Annotated in this window: 17 protein-coding genes; all 17 read left to right on the plus strand. The window is 62.9% G+C overall.

Features of this window, described 5'->3' with window-relative positions:
• Positions 1-62: 62 nt before the first annotated feature.
• Positions 63-1118 carry a branched-chain amino acid ABC transporter permease gene (locus WS70_RS00565; protein ID WP_059473451.1) on the plus strand — a complete coding sequence of 352 codons (1056 nt, stop codon included), beginning with the start codon at positions 63-65 and terminating at the stop codon, positions 1116-1118.
• Positions 1119-1122: 4 nt separating this feature from the next.
• Positions 1123-2916, plus strand: coding sequence for a branched-chain amino acid ABC transporter ATP-binding protein/permease (locus WS70_RS00570; RefSeq protein WP_059597925.1), 1794 nt, complete (start codon positions 1123-1125; stop codon positions 2914-2916).
• On the plus strand, positions 2916-3671 hold the full coding sequence (locus WS70_RS00575) for an ABC transporter ATP-binding protein (protein ID WP_059473449.1): 756 nt from the start codon (positions 2916-2918) through the stop codon (positions 3669-3671). Before WS70_RS00570 ends, WS70_RS00575 begins: the two co-directional genes overlap by 1 nt.
• A 162-nt stretch (positions 3672-3833) precedes the next feature.
• Positions 3834-5807, plus strand: a complete 1974-nt coding sequence (mnmG, locus tag WS70_RS00580; RefSeq protein ID WP_059597924.1) for a tRNA uridine-5-carboxymethylaminomethyl(34) synthesis enzyme MnmG — start codon at positions 3834-3836, stop codon at positions 5805-5807.
• A complete protein-coding gene (gene rsmG / locus WS70_RS00585) occupies positions 5804-6499 on the plus strand; it encodes a 16S rRNA (guanine(527)-N(7))-methyltransferase RsmG (RefSeq protein ID WP_082716475.1) in 696 nt (231 codons plus the stop codon). Before mnmG ends, rsmG begins: the two co-directional genes overlap by 4 nt.
• 52 nt (positions 6500-6551) lie before the next feature.
• A complete protein-coding gene (locus WS70_RS00590; protein ID WP_059473446.1) occupies positions 6552-7322 on the plus strand; it encodes a ParA family protein in 771 nt (256 codons plus the stop codon).
• A 35-nt stretch (positions 7323-7357) separates the two neighbouring features.
• Positions 7358-8245: a ParB/RepB/Spo0J family partition protein gene (locus tag WS70_RS00595; RefSeq protein WP_059473445.1), complete on the plus strand. Its 888-nt coding sequence runs from the start codon at positions 7358-7360 to the stop codon at positions 8243-8245.
• Positions 8246-8252: 7 nt separating this feature from the next.
• Positions 8253-9386 (plus strand): SLC13 family permease, encoded by a 1134-nt coding sequence (locus WS70_RS00600; RefSeq protein ID WP_059473444.1) that lies wholly within the window; start codon positions 8253-8255, stop codon positions 9384-9386.
• 270 nt (positions 9387-9656) lie between these two features.
• Positions 9657-10184: an ATP synthase subunit I gene (locus tag WS70_RS00605; protein ID WP_059597923.1), complete on the plus strand. Its 528-nt coding sequence runs from the start codon at positions 9657-9659 to the stop codon at positions 10182-10184.
• Positions 10185-10299: 115 nt separating this feature from the next.
• Positions 10300-11151: a F0F1 ATP synthase subunit A gene (atpB, locus tag WS70_RS00610; protein ID WP_059473442.1), complete on the plus strand. Its 852-nt coding sequence runs from the start codon at positions 10300-10302 to the stop codon at positions 11149-11151.
• 75 nt (positions 11152-11226) lie between these two features.
• Complete coding sequence (gene atpE / locus WS70_RS00615; protein WP_025990054.1) at positions 11227-11496, plus strand: F0F1 ATP synthase subunit C; 270 nt, start codon at positions 11227-11229, stop codon at positions 11494-11496.
• Between the two features lie 133 nt (positions 11497-11629).
• Entirely contained in the window at positions 11630-12100 is a 471-nt protein-coding gene (locus tag WS70_RS00620) for a F0F1 ATP synthase subunit B (RefSeq protein WP_059473441.1), read from the plus strand.
• 2 nt (positions 12101-12102) lie between these two features.
• Positions 12103-12642 (plus strand): F0F1 ATP synthase subunit delta, encoded by a 540-nt coding sequence (locus tag WS70_RS00625; RefSeq protein WP_059473440.1) that lies wholly within the window; start codon positions 12103-12105, stop codon positions 12640-12642.
• Between the two features lie 48 nt (positions 12643-12690).
• Positions 12691-14232, plus strand: a complete 1542-nt coding sequence (gene atpA, locus WS70_RS00630; RefSeq protein WP_010107219.1) for a F0F1 ATP synthase subunit alpha — start codon at positions 12691-12693, stop codon at positions 14230-14232.
• 71 nt (positions 14233-14303) lie between these two features.
• The gene (gene atpG / locus WS70_RS00635) at positions 14304-15179 is read left to right on the plus strand and encodes a F0F1 ATP synthase subunit gamma (protein WP_059597922.1); all 876 of its coding nucleotides are present in this window, start codon (positions 14304-14306) and stop codon (positions 15177-15179) included.
• A 104-nt stretch (positions 15180-15283) separates the two neighbouring features.
• The gene (gene atpD, locus WS70_RS00640) at positions 15284-16678 is read left to right on the plus strand and encodes a F0F1 ATP synthase subunit beta (protein WP_059473438.1); all 1395 of its coding nucleotides are present in this window, start codon (positions 15284-15286) and stop codon (positions 16676-16678) included.
• A gap of 706 nt (positions 16679-17384) precedes the next feature.
• Positions 17385-17810: a F0F1 ATP synthase subunit epsilon gene (locus WS70_RS00650; protein WP_059473437.1), complete on the plus strand. Its 426-nt coding sequence runs from the start codon at positions 17385-17387 to the stop codon at positions 17808-17810.
• Positions 17811-17967 lie beyond the last annotated feature (157 nt).

Below are 17967 nucleotides of genomic sequence, written 5' to 3' on the forward strand. Positions count from 1 at the left end.
GCCTGTCGTGCAGGCCGGATTTCCGTTTTTTCCGTCGACGCATTCTCAACCGAAGAGACCACATGGATTTCTCTATCGCGGCGATTCTCGCGCAGGACGGCATCACGACGGGCGCGATCTACGCGCTGTTGTCGCTCGCGCTCGTGCTCGTCTTCTCCGTCACGCGCGTAATTTTCATCCCACAGGGCGAATTCGTCACCTACGGCGCGCTGACGCTTGCGGCGCTGCAAGCTCAGAAGTTTCCGGCGACCTGCTGGCTGCTGTTCGTCGCGGGCATCGCGTGCTTCATGCTCGAAGTAGGCGGGTTGATCCGATATCGCGCCCGTCGTCACCAGGTCGCCCGCACGCTGACGACGCTCGCGAGCCGCTACGTGCTGCTGCCGCTCGCGATCTACTCGGTGACGAGAAGCGTCGCCGCGCAGCCGCTGCCGATGATTGCGCAGATCGCGCTCACGCTCGCGATCGTCGTGCCGCTCGGACCGTTCATCTATCGGCTCGTGTATCAGCCGATCGCCGAAGGCACGACGCTGCTGCTGCTGATCGTGTCAGTCGCCGTGCATTTCGCGTTGGTCGGACTCGGGCTCGTGATGTTCGGCGCGGAAGGTTCGCGTACGACCGCGTTCTCCGACGCATCGTTCGGGCTCGGCAGCCTGTCGGTCTCGAGGCAGAGCGTCTGGGTGGTCGGTGCCGCGCTTGTGTTGATCGCCGCGCTCTATCTGTATTTCGAGCGCACGCTGTCCGGCAAGGCGCTGCGCGCGACGTCGGTGAACCGTCTCGGCGCGCGGCTCGTCGGCATCGGCACGTCCGAGGCCGGGCGGCTCGCGTTCACGCTCGCGGCGGGGCTCGGTGCGCTGTCTGGCGTGCTCGTCGGGCCGCTGACGACGATCTACTACGACTCGGGCTTCCTGATCGGCCTGAAGGGCTTCGTCGGCGCGATCATCGGCGGGCTCGTCAGCTATCCGCTTGCGGCTGCGGGCTCGCTGCTCGTCGGCGTGCTCGAATCGTATTCGTCGTTCTGGGCGAGCGCGTACAAGGAAGTGATCGTTTTCACGTTGATCGTGCCGGTGCTGCTGTGGCGCAGCCTTGCGGCGCCGCAAACGGAAGACGAGGAGGCGTGACGCGATGAAGGCGATCTTACGCAACAAGGCGTTCTGGTTGTTTCTCGTCGTGCTGTTCGTGCTGTTCGTGCTGCCGGCGCTGCCCGGCGCGGTGCGCGTGCCTGAGTATTGGATCACGCTGCTGAACTATATCGGGCTCTATGCGATCGTCGCGATCGGGCTCGTGATGCTGACCGGGATCGGCGGAATGACGAGTTTTGGGCAGGCGGCGTTCGTCGGCATCGGCGCGTACGCGACCGCGTATCTGACGACGACGTACGGTGCGTCGCCGTGGCTCGGACTGATTGCGGGCATCGCGCTGACGGCGCTCGTTGCGCTCGTGCTGGGCGCCGTCACGATGCGTCTGTCCGGTCATTTCCTGCCGCTCGGGACGATCGCATGGGGGCTCGCGCTGTTCTTCCTGTTTGGCAATCTCGATTGGCTCGGCAAGTACGACGGGATCAACGGCATCCCCGCGCTCGCCGTGTTCGGTCAAACGCTCGATACGGGCCGCAGCCTCTATTACGTGATCTGGATCGTCGTGCTCGCGGCGATCGTCTCTGTTCAGAATCTGCTTAATAGCCGACCCGGACGCGCGATCCGCGCGCTGCGCGGCGGCGGCGTGATGGCTGAGGCGATGGGCGTGAACACCGGATGGATGCGCGTTGCGATCTTCGTTTATGCGGCGGTGCTCGCGTCGATCTCGGGCTTTCTGTATGCACATCTGCAGCGTGCGGTGAATCCGACGCCGTTCGGGCTGAATCACGGAATCGAGTTCCTGTTCATGGCGGTGGTCGGTGGCGTCGCGCACGTGTGGGGCGCGGTGATCGGCGCGGTGATCGTCACCGTGTTGCAGGACTACCTGCAGACGCTGCTGCCAAAGCTGCTCGGCGTCGAAGGCAACTTCGAGATCATCGTGTTCGGCGTGCTGATGGTGTTGCTGCTGCAGTACGCGCGGCACGGCGTTTGGCCCTTCGTTGCGCGGCGCTTTCCGCACGAGCCGGTCGCGCGGGCGCCGGAGCATGCGAAGCCGCTGCCGCAGCGCGCGCGGCCGCAGGCCGGCGAAGCGCTGCTCGTCGTCGAAAATGTGCGCAAGCAGTTCGGCGGGCTCGTCGCGGTGAACGACGTGAGCTTCAACGTGCTGGCGGGGCAGATCCTCGGCTTGATCGGCCCGAACGGCGCAGGCAAGTCGACGACGTTCAACCTCGTGACGGGCGTGCTACGGCCGACGAGCGGAGAGATCACGTTCCGCGGCGAGCGGATCGACGAACTTGTTTCACGTGAAATCGTGAAGAGGGGCATTGGCCGCACATTCCAGCACGTAAAACTGCTGCCTGGAATGACGGCGTTGGAGAACGTCGCGATCGGTGCGCACTTGCGCGGCACGGCCGGCATCTGGCGCAGCATCGTCAGACTGAATGCGAACGAGGAGGCGCGGCTGATGGCCGAAGCGGCGAAGCAGATCCGGCGCGTCGGGCTTGAAGCGCACATGTATGACGAGGCTGGCAGCCTCGCGCTCGGCCAGCAGCGGATTCTCGAGATCGCCCGCGCGCTGTGCAGCGATCCGACGCTATTGCTGCTCGACGAGCCCGCAGCGGGCCTGCGTTATCAGGAGAAACAGCAGTTGGCCGAGCTGTTGCGCAAATTGAAGGCGGAGGGAATGAGCGTGCTGCTCGTCGAACACGACATGGATTTCGTGATGAACCTGACCGATCGGCTGGTCGTGATGGAGTTCGGCGCACGAATTGCAGAAGGCTTGCCGCAGGATGTGCAGAAGGATCCGGCGGTGCTGGAAGCTTACCTCGGCGGGGTGGAGTGATGGATCAGTCGACGACGCCGGTTCTCGAGGTGCGGGATTTGTCGGTGCGTTACGGCAAGGTCGAGGCGCTGCATCGCGCGGCGCTGAAGGTCGAAGCGGGGCAGATCGTCACAGTGATTGGCCCGAATGGTGCGGGCAAGTCGACGCTGCTCAACGCGGTGATGGGGGCATTGCCGACGCACGGCCATGCAGCCGGCACAATCCGCTATCGCGGCGATGACGTGAGCGCGTTGCCGGTCGAGCAGCGCGTGTCGCGTGGCATGTGTCTCGTGCCGGAAAAGCGGGAGCTGTTCGGTACAATGTCAGTCGAAGATAACCTCGTGCTGGGTGCGTACCGGCGGAAGATGGCCGGCGACGCGAATTTTCTCGACCAGCTCGAGCCAGTTTTCGCGCTGTTTCCGAGGCTGAAGGAGCGGCGCAAGCAAGTGGCGGGGACGCTGTCGGGCGGCGAGCGGCAGATGCTCGCTGTCGGGCGCGCGCTGATGGGCAAGCCGGACTTGTTGATGCTCGACGAGCCGAGCCTTGGGCTCGCGCCGCTGATCGTGAAGGAGATTTTCCATATCATCAGTGCGCTGCGTGGAACGGGCGTGGCGACGCTGCTGATCGAGCAGAACGCGCGCGCGGCGCTGCAGATTTCCGATTACGGTTATGTGCTCGAGACCGGCGAGATCGCCCTCGACGGTCCGGCGGGCGAACTCGCACGGAATCCCCAGGTCATCGAAACCTATCTCGGACTCGCGAAGAAAGCGGTTTAGCGGCCGCTTCGCGTGCTCTCACCGGCGGCGTGTTTCACGTGAAACACGCCGTTTTTTGTTGATCGGCCGTTCGAACGAGATTCGAGTCAAAAGCTAACCCGCTATAATTCGGCCCATACATTTCTCTGATAGGTTCGTGCGTCGTCCTGCGCGAAGTCCGCAATGCTTTATCCCATTGAATTTGACGTCATCGTCGTCGGCGGCGGTCACGCCGGCACCGAGGCCGCGTTGGCTTCCGCTCGCATGGGCGCGAAGACGCTTCTGCTGACGCACAACATCGAAACCCTCGGCCAGATGAGCTGTAACCCGTCGATCGGCGGCATCGGCAAGGGCCATCTGGTCAAGGAAGTCGACGCACTCGGCGGTGCGATGGCGGCCGCCACTGATGAAGGCGGCATCCAGTTCCGTATCCTGAATTCGTCGAAGGGACCGGCTGTCCGCGCGACGCGTGCGCAGGCCGATCGCGTGCTGTACAAGCAGGCGATTCGTCATCGTCTGGAGAATCAGCCGAATCTGTGGCTGTTCCAGCAGGCGGTCGACGATCTGATGGTCGAAGGGGATCGGGTGGTCGGCGCGGTCACGCAGGTCGGCGTTCGATTCAGGGCGCGTGCAGTCGTGCTGACGGCCGGCACGTTCCTGGACGGCAAGATCCACGTCGGGCTCAACAACTATACAGGCGGCCGCGCTGGCGATCCGGCTGCGGTGTCCCTATCGTCGCGCCTGAAGGCGTTGAAGCTGCCGCAAGGGCGGCTGAAGACCGGTACGCCGCCGCGTATCGACGGCCGGACGATCGACTTCTCGAAGCTCGAAGAACAGCCGGGCGATCTCGATCCGATTCCGGTGTTCTCGTTCCTCGGGCGGGCCGAGCAGCACCCACAGCAGCTGCCGTGCTGGGTCACGCACACGAACGAGCGCACGCACGACATCATTCGCAGTGGCCTGGATCGTTCGCCGATGTATACAGGCGTCATCGAGGGCGTCGGGCCCCGTTATTGCCCATCGATTGAGGACAAGATTCACCGCTTTGCGTCGAAGGATTCGCACCAGATCTTCCTCGAGCCGGAAGGGCTGACGACCAACGAGTTCTATCCGAACGGCATTTCAACCAGCTTGCCGTTCGACGTGCAACTCGAGCTCGTGCACTCGATGCGCGGCCTTGAGCAGGCGCACATCCTGCGCCCCGGCTATGCGATCGAGTACGACTATTTCGATCCGCGCGCGCTGAAGTCGTCACTGGAAACCAAGGCGATCAATGGCCTGTTTTTTGCGGGCCAGATTAATGGCACGACCGGCTACGAAGAGGCAGCGGCGCAAGGTTTGCTGGCTGGCATCAACGCAGGCCGCTATGCACAAGAGAAAGCGGCGTGGTGTCCGCGGCGCGACCAGGCATATCTCGGCGTACTCGTCGACGATCTGGTCACGCGCGGTGTGTCCGAGCCGTATCGAATGTTCACGAGCCGCGCCGAATATCGACTGAGCCTGCGCGAAGACAACGCGGACATGCGTCTGACCGAAATCGGGCGCGAACTGGGCGTCGTCGACGACGTTCGATGGGACGCGTTCAACCGGAAGCGCGACGCTGTTTCACGTGAAACCGAACGGCTGCGCACGACATGGATGACGCCGAAGACGCTGCCTGCCGAAGAGGCGATCGCGTTGCTCGGCAAGCCGATCGATCACGAATATAGTCTCGCGGAGCTGTTGCGCCGGCCCGGCGTCAGCTATGAAGGCGTGTGCGCGCTGCACGGCGGCGAGTGCGGCCCGGCCGAACCGCTGACCGACGACGAGATCCTGCTTGTACAGATCAAGGAGCAGATCGAGATCGGCATCAAGTATCAGGGCTATATCGAGCGCCAAGCCGGCGAGATCGAACGGAACGGTGCGAACGAAAATACGCGATTGCCCGATGGTATCGACTACACGGACGTGCGCGGTCTGTCGTTCGAGGTGAGTCAGAAGCTGAATCAGTTCCGCCCGGAAACGATCGGGCAGGCATCGCGGATCTCGGGCGTGACGCCCGCTGCAATCTCGTTGCTGATGGTCCATCTAAAGAAACGCGGGCTCGGCCGGCGGAAGGGCGCCGACGGCGCCTCGAATGCCGATGCGGAGGCCAAAAACGCCGCGGCGCAGCAATGACGGCGCAACGTCGTCAAGCCCCGATTGCCAGCCGGGAAACGCTGGGAGCATTGCTGTCGGAAGGTGCGGAAGCGTTGGGCGTTGCGTTGAGCGATGCGCAGCACGGCGCGCTGCTCGATTACGTCGCGCTGCTCGCGAAATGGAACGCGGTCTACAACCTCACCGCGATTCGCGATCCGCGACAGATGCTGGTGCAACACATCCTCGATTCGTTGTCGATCGTTCCGCATCTCGGCGCGCACGGCGCGGTCGCGACCGCGCTGGACGTCGGCTCCGGCGGCGGTCTGCCGGGCATCGTGCTCGCGATCACGCTGCCTGAATGGCAGGTGACGCTGAACGACATCGTCCACAAGAAATCCGCATTCCAGACCCAGGCGAAGGCCGAGCTGAAGCTCGGCAATCTGTCGGTCGTGACGGGGCGCGTCGAAACGCTGCGTCCCGGCGGCGACGTCCCGGGGAAATTCGACGTGATCGTGTCGCGGGCATTCGCGGATCTGGCGGACTTCGTTACACTTGCCCGGCACCTCGTTGCGCCGGGCGGTTCGATCTGGGCGATGAAGGGCGTGCGTCCCGACGATGAAATCGGCCGCTTGCCCGCCGGCGCGCGCGTCAAGCAAGCGATCCGTCTGACGGTTCCGTCGCTCGATGCGGAGCGGCATCTGATCGAAGTCGAGCTCGGCGAAGCAATTTAACCGGCGCGCCGTGAGGCGCCCGGACCATTTGAAGAGAAGGAACACACCAACGATGGCAAAGATCTTCTGCGTGGCGAACCAGAAGGGCGGCGTCGGCAAGACGACGACGACGGTCAATCTTGCCGCGAGCCTCGCGGCGCAGGGGCAACGCGTGCTGCTGATCGATCTGGACCCGCAGGGCAATGCCACGATGGGCAGCGGCATCGACAAGGCCGAATGCGAGTCGACTGTCTACGAAGTGCTGGTCGACGGTGTCACGGTTGCCGACGCGCGCGTGCGTCCCGAAGCGGTGAAGTACGACGTGCTGCCGGCGAACCGCGAGCTCGCCGGCGCGGAAATCGAGCTGGTGAGCGTGGAGAACCGCGAGCGCCAGCTGAAGGCCGCGCTTGCGATGGTTGCGGACGACTATGACTTCGTGCTGATCGATTGTCCGCCCGCGCTGTCGCTGTTGACGCTGAACGGTCTGTGCGCGGCGCACGGCGTCGTGATCCCAATGCAGTGCGAATACTTTGCGCTCGAAGGGCTGTCCGACCTCGTCAACACGATCAAGCAAGTGCATGCGAACCTGAATCGCGACCTGAAGGTGATCGGCTTGCTGCGCGTGATGTTCGATCCGCGGATCACGCTGCAGCAGCAGGTTTCTGATCAACTGAAGGCGCACTTCGGCGACAAGGTGTTCGACGCAGTGATTCCGCGCAACGTGCGGCTTGCCGAGGCGCCCAGCTACGGACTTCCCGGTGTGGTGTTCGATCGTGGCTCGCGCGGCGCTCAAGCCTACATTCAGTTCGGTGCGGAAATGATCGAGCGGGTGCGCGCGCTTTGAGTCGGCCTTCCAGACGAGAATCGAGGGAACAGAACATGAATGCGGTAGCGAAGAAAAAGGGTTTGGGACGCGGCCTGGAAGCGCTGCTCGGCGGCAGTGCCGACATCACCGAAGCGGTGAAGATCGACGGCGCGCCGAACGTGCTCGCGCTCGGCAAGCTGCAGGCCGGCAAGTATCAGCCGCGTACCCGAATGGACGAGGGCAGCCTGCAGGAGCTTGCCGCGAGCATTCGCGCGCAGGGCGTGATGCAGCCGATCCTCGTGCGACCTATTTCATCTGACAAATACGAGATCATCGCGGGCGAGCGGCGTTTCCGCGCCGCGCGCCTCGCGGGCCTCGAAGAGGTGCCGGTTCTCGTGAAGGACGTGTCCGACCAGGCCGCTGCCGCGATGGCGCTGATCGAGAACATTCAGCGCGAGGATCTGAATCCGCTTGAAGAGGCGCACGGCATCCAGCGTCTGCTCGACGAATTCAGTTTCACGCATGAGCAGGCGGCAGAATCGGTCGGCCGCTCGCGCAGCGCGGTGTCTAACCTACTGCGCCTTCTGAACCTCGCGACGCCGGTGCAGACGATGCTGCTAGCGGGCGATCTCGACATGGGCCACGCGCGCGCGCTGCTCGCGGTGGATGCCGCGACGCAGATCACGCTCGCGCATCAGGTCGTCAACAAGCGGATGTCGGTGCGTGAGGCGGAAAAGCTGGTCACGCACACGACGAAGGCCGAACCGACGGTGAAGGCGCGTGCGAAGGACGACGGCGGCCGCGACACGCGGCGCCTCGAAGAAGAGCTGTCGGATCTGCTCGCATCGAACGTGAAGATCAAGGTCGGTCGCCGCGGGCGCGGTCAGTTGACGATCGATTTCGGCGACCTCGACGCGCTCGAAGGCATCCTCGCGCGATTGCGCGGCAACGTCACTGCGTAACGGAGACGTGTCGAATTTGGTCGGCGGCCGTGCGCCGGCGCGCATCATCGCGTTCATCCTGCACGAGCCGGTCCTATCCATTCTCATTGCGGCGCTGATCGCGCTGCAGTTCGCGCACCCGCAATCGGCGATTGCGCTCGCGCGGCTCGTCGACTGGCAGACGGTCGCGACGCTCGCCGGCCTGTTGATGCTGACGAAGGCGCTTGAGCTGTCGGGCTTCCTGATGTGGCTCGCGCATCGAATCGTTCACCGCGTGCGTTCGGAGCGTGCGCTTGCCGCGTTGCTCGTCATGTTCGCCGCAGCGTTGTCGGTGTGGCTGACGAACGACGTCGCGCTCTTCGTCGTGATCCCGCTCGTGTTGTCGCTGCGCGAGCTGACGCCGTTGCCGTTCAAGCGCCTCGTGATCTACATCGCGCTGGCGGTAAACGCGGGGGCGATCGCGACGCCGCTCGGCAATCCGCAAAACCTGTTTCTGTGGCAATTGAGCGGCGTCTCGTTCGGCCATTTCGTGATCGCGCTCGGGCCGCTCGCGCTCGTGCTGATGGTGCTGCTGCTCGCCATGACCGCATGCGCGTTCGAAAGCCGTCCGCTCGACTTGTCGAAGGACCGCATCGAACGGCCGGTCGATCGCGCACATGCGTTTGCGACCGTCGCGCTGTTCGCGGGCTTCGTGCTGCTCGCGGACGCGCACCATGCGCTCGTCGGCTCGCTCGCGCTCGCGGCGCTTTTTCTGATCGTGAGGCGCGACGCGGTGTTGAAGATCGATTGGCTGCTGCTGCTGATCTTCGTGCTGATGTTCGTCGTGCTGCGCAGTGCGGCGACGCTGCCGGCGGTCCATCGGACGATCGCCGGCATCGGCCTCGACACACCGCTGCGCGCGTATGCGGCGGGCGTGCTGCTGTCGCAAGGGATCAGCAACGTGCCTGCTGCGATCCTGCTGTCGGAGTTCACGCGCGACTGGCGCGCGCTCGCGTTCGGCGTGAGCGTCGGCGGCTTTGGCGTCGCGATCGGCTCGCTCGCCAACCTGATCGCGATCCGGCTGTCGCGGGCGCGCGGGATGTGGCTGCCGTTCCATCTCGTGAGCATTCCGTTCGGCGTCGCGAGCGCCGTGCTCGGCGCGCTCGTGCTGCATTATTTTTGAGCAGCCGAATGTGCCGGACCGGGGCCGGGGAGAGCGTGTTTCACGGCGCGCAAGCGATCAAAAAAACTCACCTTACAACTGCCGCCGGACGCCAAAAATTCACGAACTTTTCGCATCATGAAGCGCCGTTTCATACGGATTTTTGTCGCGTCTAAAGCCTTGAATCACCTGCAACTATCGCTTACAATCGCCCGGATTTGTTAGTTAGGCACCCCTGAAAGCTTTCGGAAAGCTTTAGGGCCGAATAGGGATTGAGCGGAAATAACTGCGATGGCGGATCGAGCGCCGGATAAAAGGCACGAAGATCGGCGAGCGCAACGCACCGTTTCGGGAGCCGTCGGGCGGCGCGAATCCGCCGCAAACGACTGGGATGTCGAACAGCAGGAAGTTGATGTCGCTCCGCTCACGCGGGCCGAGGCGGAAGCGCTGTTCGGTCCTGAAGTGAGCCGGCCATCGCGCGTCACGCCTTATCGGGTCGTGATGGCGCAAATGGTCTTGTCCCTGGTTGCAACACTGGCGTGGTGGCTGTTTTCCAAGTCGCCGGGCGCCGCTGCTCAATCGGCATTTCTGGGTGGAGCGATCGGCTGGGTGCCGAGTGCGTTGTTCGCGGCGCGTCTGAGGCAAAAAGGCGCGGATACCGTGATGGGCTGGGTGATCGGCGAAGTACTCAAGATGGGCGCGACGATTGCAATGTTCGTTGCCGTCGCGTTGGGGTACCCCGGCGCGCATTGGGTGCCGCTGCTCGTCACGTATCTGCTGGTGCTGAAGACGTACTGGATTGCGCTCGCCTGGCGATAAGGCATTAAGTGCCGCGCGTGGATTCGACAGTTCCCGCGTTGGCCCGTTCCCGCAATGAACCATTGCGGCGAAGCGGATATACCGATTTTCGACAATTTGGGTGACATCAACGATTATGGCAGCTAGCGAAGGAACGCGTGCTCTGGATCCGTCCGAGTACATTGCGCACCACTTGCAAAACCTTTCCACCGCGCATCAGACGTCGATCTTCGATATCCACGTCTGGAATCTCGACACGCTGTTCTGGTCGATCGTCTGCGGCATCGTCACCATCCTCATCCTGCGTCTGGCCGCGCGCAAGGCGACGCCGGGCGTGCCGGGACGCTTCCAGTGCATGATCGAAATGATCGTCGAAATGGTCGAAGACCAGTCGAAGGCGGTCGTTCACGGCAATCGCACCTTCATTGCGCCGCTCGCGCTGACCGTGTTCGTCTGGGTCGCGCTGATGAACTCGCTCGACTTCCTTCCCGTCGACCTGCCGGGCCGCGTGATCGGCTGGCTGGGCCTGTCGCAAGTCATTTCGCATCATCGCATCGTGCCGACGGCCGACCTGAACGGCACGCTCGGCATCGCGCTCGGCGTGTTCGTGCTGATGATCTACTACAGCCTCAAGATCAAGGGGCCGCGCGGTTTTGCGCACGAGCTTCTGTCGGCCCCGTTCGGTGCGCATCCGCTGCTGTGGATTCCGAACCTTGCGTTGAACATCGTCGAATATGTCGCGAAGACCGTGTCGCTCGGCATGCGGCTGTTCGGCAACATGTACGCGGGTGAGTTGCTGTTCCTGCTGATCGCCCTTCTCGGCAGCATGTGGGGCTTCGGCGCGGACGCATCGATACTCGGCTTCATCGGTCATGTCCTCGCAGGCAGTATCTGGGCGATCTTCCACATCCTGATTGTTCTGCTGCAAGCGTTCATTTTCATGATGCTGACGCTGGTGTATCTCGGTCAGGCGCACGAGTCGCACTAAGCGTGCCGGACAATCAAGCAAGTTTGTTTTCAGTTTTTTAATTCCAGTTCCAAGTCTTTTCTCAAAGGAGTGATCATGCAAGCTTTCATCGCCAACATCCAAGGTCTGACCGCTATCGGTATCGGTATCATCATCGGCCTGGGTGCAATCGGCGCCTGTATCGGTATCGGCCTGATGGGCGGCAAGTACATCGAAGCTTGCGCACGTCAGCCGGAACTGATCAACCCGCTGCAAACGAAGATGTTTCTGCTGGCTGGTCTGATCGATGCGGCGTTCCTGATTGGCGTGGGTGTGGCCATGCTGTTTGCATTCGCGAACCCGCTCCTGTCGAAGCTCGCGGGCTAAGGGTTCCTCGGAAATACAAATGCGTCAGGCTTGCCGGCGCAGGGCGGAACGGAAAGTGAGCGCGACTCGAAAGTTTTTTTCGGTGCGCTCCTCGTCGTTTCATTTTTCCGGAATAGCAGATTAAGGAAACACCGTGAATCTCAACGCAACCCTGTTTGCGCAAATGGTCGTGTTCCTGATCCTCGCGTGGTTCACGATGAAGTTCGTGTGGCCGCCGTTGATCAACGCCCTCGACGAGCGCTCGAAGAAAATTGCCGACGGCCTTTCGGCTGCGGAAAAGGGGCAGGCGGAACTCGCAGCGGCGCACAAGCGCGTCGACCAGGAACTCGCGCAGGCCCGCAACGAAGGCCAGCAGCGCATCGCCGAAGCTGAAAAGCGCGCGCAGGCGGTCGCCGAAGAAATCAAGGCGAACGCGCAGGCCGAAGCGGCCCGCATCATCGCTCAGGCGAGGGCGGATGCCGATCAGCAAATCGTGAAGGCCCGTGAAACGCTGCGCGGCGAAGTCGCCTCGCTGGCCGTGAAGGGCGCCGAGCAGATCCTGAAGCGCGAAGTCGATCATACGGCCCACGCCGAACTGCTGAATCAACTGAAAGCCGAGCTCTGATCATGGCCGAACTTGCAACCATCGCCCGCCCTTACGCAGAAGCGCTGTTCCGCGTGGCCGAGGGTGGTGACATCGCCGCCTGGTCCACGCTCGTGCAAGAGCTGGCACAGGTTGCGCACCTGCCCGAAGTGCTGTCCGTCGCGTCAAGCCCCAGGGTAAGCCGCGCGCAAGTCAGCGAGCTGCTGCTCGCCGCGGTGAAGGCGCCGCTCGCGACCAGCGCGGAAGCGAAGAACTTCGTGGGGATGCTGGTCGAAAATCATCGTATCGCGCTGTTGCCGGAAATCTCCGCGCAGTTCGACGAGCTGAAGAATGCGCGCGAAGGCGCGGCGGATGCGCTGATCGTCAGCGCGTTCCCGCTGGAAGGCGCGCAGCTTGCCGAACTCGTCGGAAACCTTGAGCGCAGGTTCAAGCGCAAGCTGAAGCCGACGATCGAAGTCGATGCGTCGCTGATCGGCGGCGTGCGCGTGACGGTTGGCGACGAAGTGCTCGATACCTCGGTCCGCGCGCGGCTCGCCGGCATGCAGGTGGCTTTGACCGCCTGAGCGCCTAAGCGGCCGGCACGCAACAGAATTGAATATCAGGAGCGAATAATGCAACTCAATCCCTCTGAGATCAGCGAGCTGATCAAGAGCCGGATCCAGGGCCTTGAAGCGAGCGCGGACGTTCGCAACCAGGGCACCGTGATTTCCGTGACCGACGGTATCGTGCGCATCCACGGTTTGTCCGACGTGATGCAGGGCGAAATGCTCGAATTCCCGGGCAACACGTTCGGTCTTGCGCTGAACCTCGAGCGCGACTCGGTCGGCGCGGTGATTCTCGGCGAATACGAACACATCTCCGAAGGCGACATCGTCAAGACGACGGGCCGCATTCTCGAAGTCCCGGTCGGTCCGGAACTCGTCGGCCGCGTGGTCGATGCGCTCGGCAATCCGATCGACGGCAAGGGCCCGGTCAACGCGAAGCTGACGGACGCAATCGAAAAGATCGCCCCGGGCGTGATCTGGCGTAAGTCGGTGTCGCAGCCGGTGCAGACGGGCCTGAAGTCGATCGACTCGATGGTGCCGATCGGCCGCGGCCAGCGCGAGCTGATCATCGGCGACCGTCAGTGCGGCAAGACCGCGGTGGCGATCGATACGATCATCAACCAGAAGGGCAAGGATCTCATCTGTATCTACGTCGCGATCGGCCAGAAGGCTTCGTCGATCATGAACGTGGTGCGCAAGCTCGAAGAAACCGGCGCGCTCGAATACACGATCGTCGTCGCCGCTTCGGCTTCGGAATCGGCCGCGATGCAATACCTCGCGCCGTACGCCGGCTGCACGATGGGCGAGTACTTCCGCGATCGCGGCCAGGACGCCCTCATCATCTATGACGATTTGACCAAGCAAGCTTGGGCGTATCGCCAGATCTCGCTGCTGCTGCGCCGCCCGCCGGGCCGCGAAGCCTATCCGGGCGACGTGTTCTATCTGCACTCGCGTCTGCTCGAGCGTGCGGCTCGCGTGTCGGAAGAGTACGTCGAGAAGTTCACGAACGGCGAAGTGAAGGGCAAGAGCGGCTCGCTGACGGCGCTGCCCGTCATCGAAACGCAGGCAGGCGACGTGACCGCGTTCGTTCCGACGAACGTGATCTCGATCACCGATGGCCAGATCTTCCTGGAAACCGACCTGTTCAACGCGGGTATCCGTCCGGCAATCAACGCGGGCGTGTCGGTGTCGCGCGTGGGCGGTGCCGCGCAGACGAAGGTCGTGAAGAAGCTCTCCGGCGGTATTCGTACCGACCTCGCGCAGTACCGTGAACTGGCGGCGTTCGCGCAGTTCGCGTCGGATCTCGATGAAGCGACCCGCAAGCAGCTCGAGCGCGGCCGTCGCGTGACGGAACTGCTGAAGCAGCCGCAGTACCAGCCGCTGCAGGTGTGGGAGCTGGCCGTGTCGCTGTTCGCGGCGAACAACGGTTACCTCGACGACCTCGAAGTCAAGGACGTCCTGCCGTTCGAAAAAGGCCTGCGCGAATATCTGAAGACGAGCCACGCTGACCTCATCAAGCGTATCGAAGACACGAAAGACTTGTCGAAGGACGACGAGAGCGCGCTGCACGCCGCTCTGAAGGACTTCAAGAAGTCGGGTGCCTATTGATCCGCGAGGGACACCTTGAAGTGGTGCGGGTTGCGTAAAGCGCTCGCCCCGCTTCGGTCAAGGAGCAAGCAATGGCTGGAATGAAGGAAATTCGCGGCAAGATCAAGAGCGTGCAGAACACGCGCAAGATCACGAAGGCGATGGAGATGGTGGCCGCATCGAAGATGCGCCGCGCTCAGGAACGCATGCGCGCTGCCCGCCCGTATGCCGACAAGGTCCGCGCCATCGCCGCGCACATGAGCCGCTCGACCCCGGAGTACCGTCACCCGTTCATGGTGGCGAACGATGGCGCGAAGACCGCGGGCATCATCCTCGTCACGACCGACAAGGGTCTGTGCGGCGGTCTGAACACGAACGTGTTGCGTGCGTCGATTCAGAAGTTCAAGGAGCTCGACGACAAGGGCCAGAAGCTCGAAGCCACCGCGATCGGCAGCAAGGGCCTCGGCTTCCTGAACCGTTTCGGCGCGAAGGTGATCTCGCAGGTCGTGCATCTCGGCGACACGCCGCACCTCGACAAGCTGATCGGCGCGGTGAAGGTGCAGCTCGATCTGTATTCGGAAGGCAAGCTGTCGGCCGTTTATCTCGCGTACACGCGCTTCATCAACACGATGAAGCAGGAAGCTGTGATCGAGCAGCTGCTGCCGCTGTCGACCGAACATTTCGACAGCAGCGACGGCATGCCCGCCACGTCGTGGGATTACATCTACGAGCCGGATGCGCAGGCGGTGGTCGACGAGCTGCTCGTGCGTTACGTCGAGGCGCTGGTGTACCAGGCCGTCGCGGAAAACATGGCGTCGGAGCAATCGGCGCGGATGGTCGCGATGAAGGCCGCTTCGGATAACGCGAAGACGGTGATCAGCGAGCTTCAACTGTCGTACAACAAGAGTCGTCAGGCAGCGATCACGAAGGAATTGTCGGAGATCGTCGGCGGCGCCGCCGCCGTTTAAGCGGGCGCGCGAGCCGAGACGCTCCTCGCTCGGGCAACCCTGTCCGGGCGACTCGAAACTGCGCCTTTGCGCGAGTAAAGAATCAGGTATTTAAAGGAAATGCGATGAGTACTACTGCTTTGGTAGAAGGCAAGATCGTACAGTGCATCGGCGCCGTTATCGACGTGGAATTCCCGCGCGACAGCATGCCGAAGATTTACGACGCGCTCATTCTCGACGGCTCGGAACTGACGCTCGAAGTCCAGCAGCAACTGGGCGACGGCGTGGTCCGCACCATCTGTCTGGGCGCCTCCGACGGCCTGCGCCGCGGCCTCGTGGTGAAGAACACGAACAAGCCGATCTCGGTGCCGGTCGGCAAGCCGACCCTCGGCCGCATCATGGACGTGCTCGGCCGTCCGATCGACGAGGCTGGCCCGATCGAAAGCGAGCACACGCGCTCGATCCACCAGAAGGCGCCGGCGTTCGACGAACTGTCGCCGTCGACCGAACTGCTCGAAACGGGCATCAAGGTCATCGACCTGATCTGTCCGTTCGCGAAGGGCGGCAAGGTCGGTCTGTTCGGCGGTGCGGGCGTCGGCAAGACCGTGAACATGATGGAACTGATCAACAACATCGCGAAGGAGCACGGCGGTTACTCCGTGTTCGCCGGTGTGGGCGAGCGTACCCGCGAAGGGAACGACTTCTATCATGAAATGAAGGACTCAAACGTTCTCGACAAAGTCGCGCTGGTGTACGGCCAGATGAACGAGCCGCCGGGCAACCGTCTGCGCGTCGCGCTGACGGGCCTCACGATGGCCGAGCACTTCCGTGACGAAGGCCTCGACGTGTTGTTCTTCGTCGACAACATCTACCGTTTCACGCTGGCCGGTACCGAAGTGTCTGCACTGCTCGGCCGTATGCCGTCGGCGGTGGGCTATCAGCCGACGCTGGCTGAAGAAATGGGCAAGCTGCAAGAGCGCATCACGTCGACAAAGACAGGCTCGATCACGTCGGTTCAGGCCGTGTACGTCCCTGCGGACGACTTGACCGACCCGTCGCCCGCCACGACCTTCGGCCACCTGGACGCAACGGTCGTGCTGTCGCGTGACATCGCTTCGCTCGGTATCTACCCCGCGGTGGACCCGCTCGACTCGACGTCGCGCCAGATCGATCCGAACGTGATCGGCGAAGAGCACTACTCGATCACGCGCGGCGTTCAGCAGACGCTGCAGCGCTACAAGGAACTGCGCGACATCATCGCGATTCTGGGCATGGACGAACTGTCGCCGGAAGACAAGCTGTCGGTCGCTCGCGCGCGTAAGATCCAGCGTTTCCTGTCGCAGCCGTTCCACGTCGCCGAAGTGTTCACGGGTTCGCCGGGCAAGTACGTGCCGCTCAAGGAAACGATCCGTGGCTTCAAGATGATCGTCGACGGCGAGTGCGACCACTTGCCGGAACAGGCGTTCTACATGGTCGGCACGATCGACGAAGCCTTCGAGAAGGCCAAGAAGATCCAGTAAAGGTCGGGTGTAACGCAGCGGGCGCCCGTGCGTCCGCGATGACTGCCGTTTCGGCAGCATGCCGCGGACGGGCGCCTACGTAATACGCTCAACCGTGCCTTGCATGGGATCGGAGTGAGGGCTGAGGCACTCACTCCGATCGACCGCCGGGGGGGCAGAGTAAGCGCTGAAGCGCTGACGCTGGCCAACCACGGCATGGGATCGGAGTAAGCGCTGAAGTGCCAACTCCGATCGACCGCCGCGGGGCCAGAGTAAGCGCTGAAGCGCTAACGCTGACCAACCACGGCATGGGATCGGAGTAAGCGCTGAAGTGCCAACTCCGATCGACCGCCGCGGGGGCAGAGTAAGCGCTGAAGCGCTAACGCTGACCAACCACGGCATGGGATCGGAGTAAGCGCTAAAGCGCCAACTCCGATCGACCGCCGCGGGGCCAGAGTAAGCGCTGAAGCGCTAACGCTGACCAACCACGGCATGGGGTCGGAGTAAGCGCTAAAGCGCCAACTCCGATCGACCGCCGCGGGGCCAGAGTAAGCGCTGAAGCGCTAACGCTGACCAACCACGGCATGGGATCGGAGTAAGCGCTAAAGCGCTAACTCCGATCGACCGCCGCGGGGCCAGAGTAAGCGCTGAAGCGCTAACGCTGACCAACCACGGCATGGGATCGGAGTAAGCGCTAAAGCGCTAACTCCGATCGACAGGAGTCGATATGGCAACCATCAAAGTAGACGTCGTCAGCGCGGAAGAGCAGATCTTCTCGGGCCAGGCGAAGTTCGTCGCGCTGCCGGGCGAAGCAGGTGAGCTGGGCATCCTGCCGGGTCACACGCCGCTCATCACGCGGATTCGTCCGGGTGCGGTGCGCATCGAGGCCGAAAGCGGCGACGAAGAGTTCGTGTTCGTCGCGGGCGGCATTCTCGAAGTGCAGCCGGGCGCCGTGACGGTGCTCGCCGACACCGCGATTCGCGGCAAGGATCTCGACGCGGCGAAGGCCGAGGAAGCGAGAAAGCGCGCAGAGGAAACGCTGCAGAACGCGAAGTCGGACCTCGATCTCGCGAAGGCGCAGTCGGAACTCGCGACCGCAATGGCGCAGCTCGAAGCGATCCAGCGTCTCGCGAAGATCCGCGGCAAGCACTGAAGCGTTCGCGCGCCTCATCGCGCGCGTTCGATTCGCGCTTTTGCATCGAAAAGGCAGCCTTCGGGCTGCTTTTTTCGTTTTGGACGCGCGCCGCGCTTTGCGGGTAACACTTGATGTCAGAGTGTCGTAAGCGGATGGCAGAATAATTTACAGAAAT

The organism is Burkholderia mayonis (genome assembly GCF_001523745.2).
Lineage (GTDB): Bacteria > Pseudomonadota > Gammaproteobacteria > Burkholderiales > Burkholderiaceae > Burkholderia > Burkholderia mayonis.

Coding starts and splice junctions, on each gene's coding strand:
- WS70_RS00575 (WP_059473449.1), top strand. CDS start 2,916: ATGGATCAGTCGACGACGCCGGTTCTCGAGGTGCGGGATTTGTCGGTG.
- atpA (WP_010107219.1), top strand. CDS start 12,691: ATGCAACTCAATCCCTCTGAGATCAGCGAGCTGATCAAGAGCCGGATC.
- atpG (WP_059597922.1), top strand. CDS start 14,304: ATGGCTGGAATGAAGGAAATTCGCGGCAAGATCAAGAGCGTGCAGAAC.
- WS70_RS00590 (WP_059473446.1), top strand. CDS start 6,552: ATGGCAAAGATCTTCTGCGTGGCGAACCAGAAGGGCGGCGTCGGCAAG.
- mnmG (WP_059597924.1), top strand. CDS start 3,834: ATGCTTTATCCCATTGAATTTGACGTCATCGTCGTCGGCGGCGGTCAC.
- WS70_RS00570 (WP_059597925.1), top strand. CDS start 1,123: ATGAAGGCGATCTTACGCAACAAGGCGTTCTGGTTGTTTCTCGTCGTG.
- WS70_RS00625 (WP_059473440.1), top strand. CDS start 12,103: ATGGCCGAACTTGCAACCATCGCCCGCCCTTACGCAGAAGCGCTGTTC.
- WS70_RS00605 (WP_059597923.1), top strand. CDS start 9,657: ATGGCGGATCGAGCGCCGGATAAAAGGCACGAAGATCGGCGAGCGCAA.
- WS70_RS00650 (WP_059473437.1), top strand. CDS start 17,385: ATGGCAACCATCAAAGTAGACGTCGTCAGCGCGGAAGAGCAGATCTTC.
- atpE (WP_025990054.1), top strand. CDS start 11,227: ATGCAAGCTTTCATCGCCAACATCCAAGGTCTGACCGCTATCGGTATC.
- atpB (WP_059473442.1), top strand. CDS start 10,300: ATGGCAGCTAGCGAAGGAACGCGTGCTCTGGATCCGTCCGAGTACATT.
- WS70_RS00565 (WP_059473451.1), top strand. CDS start 63: ATGGATTTCTCTATCGCGGCGATTCTCGCGCAGGACGGCATCACGACG.
- atpD (WP_059473438.1), top strand. CDS start 15,284: ATGAGTACTACTGCTTTGGTAGAAGGCAAGATCGTACAGTGCATCGGC.
- rsmG (WP_082716475.1), top strand. CDS start 5,804: ATGACGGCGCAACGTCGTCAAGCCCCGATTGCCAGCCGGGAAACGCTG.
- WS70_RS00595 (WP_059473445.1), top strand. CDS start 7,358: ATGAATGCGGTAGCGAAGAAAAAGGGTTTGGGACGCGGCCTGGAAGCG.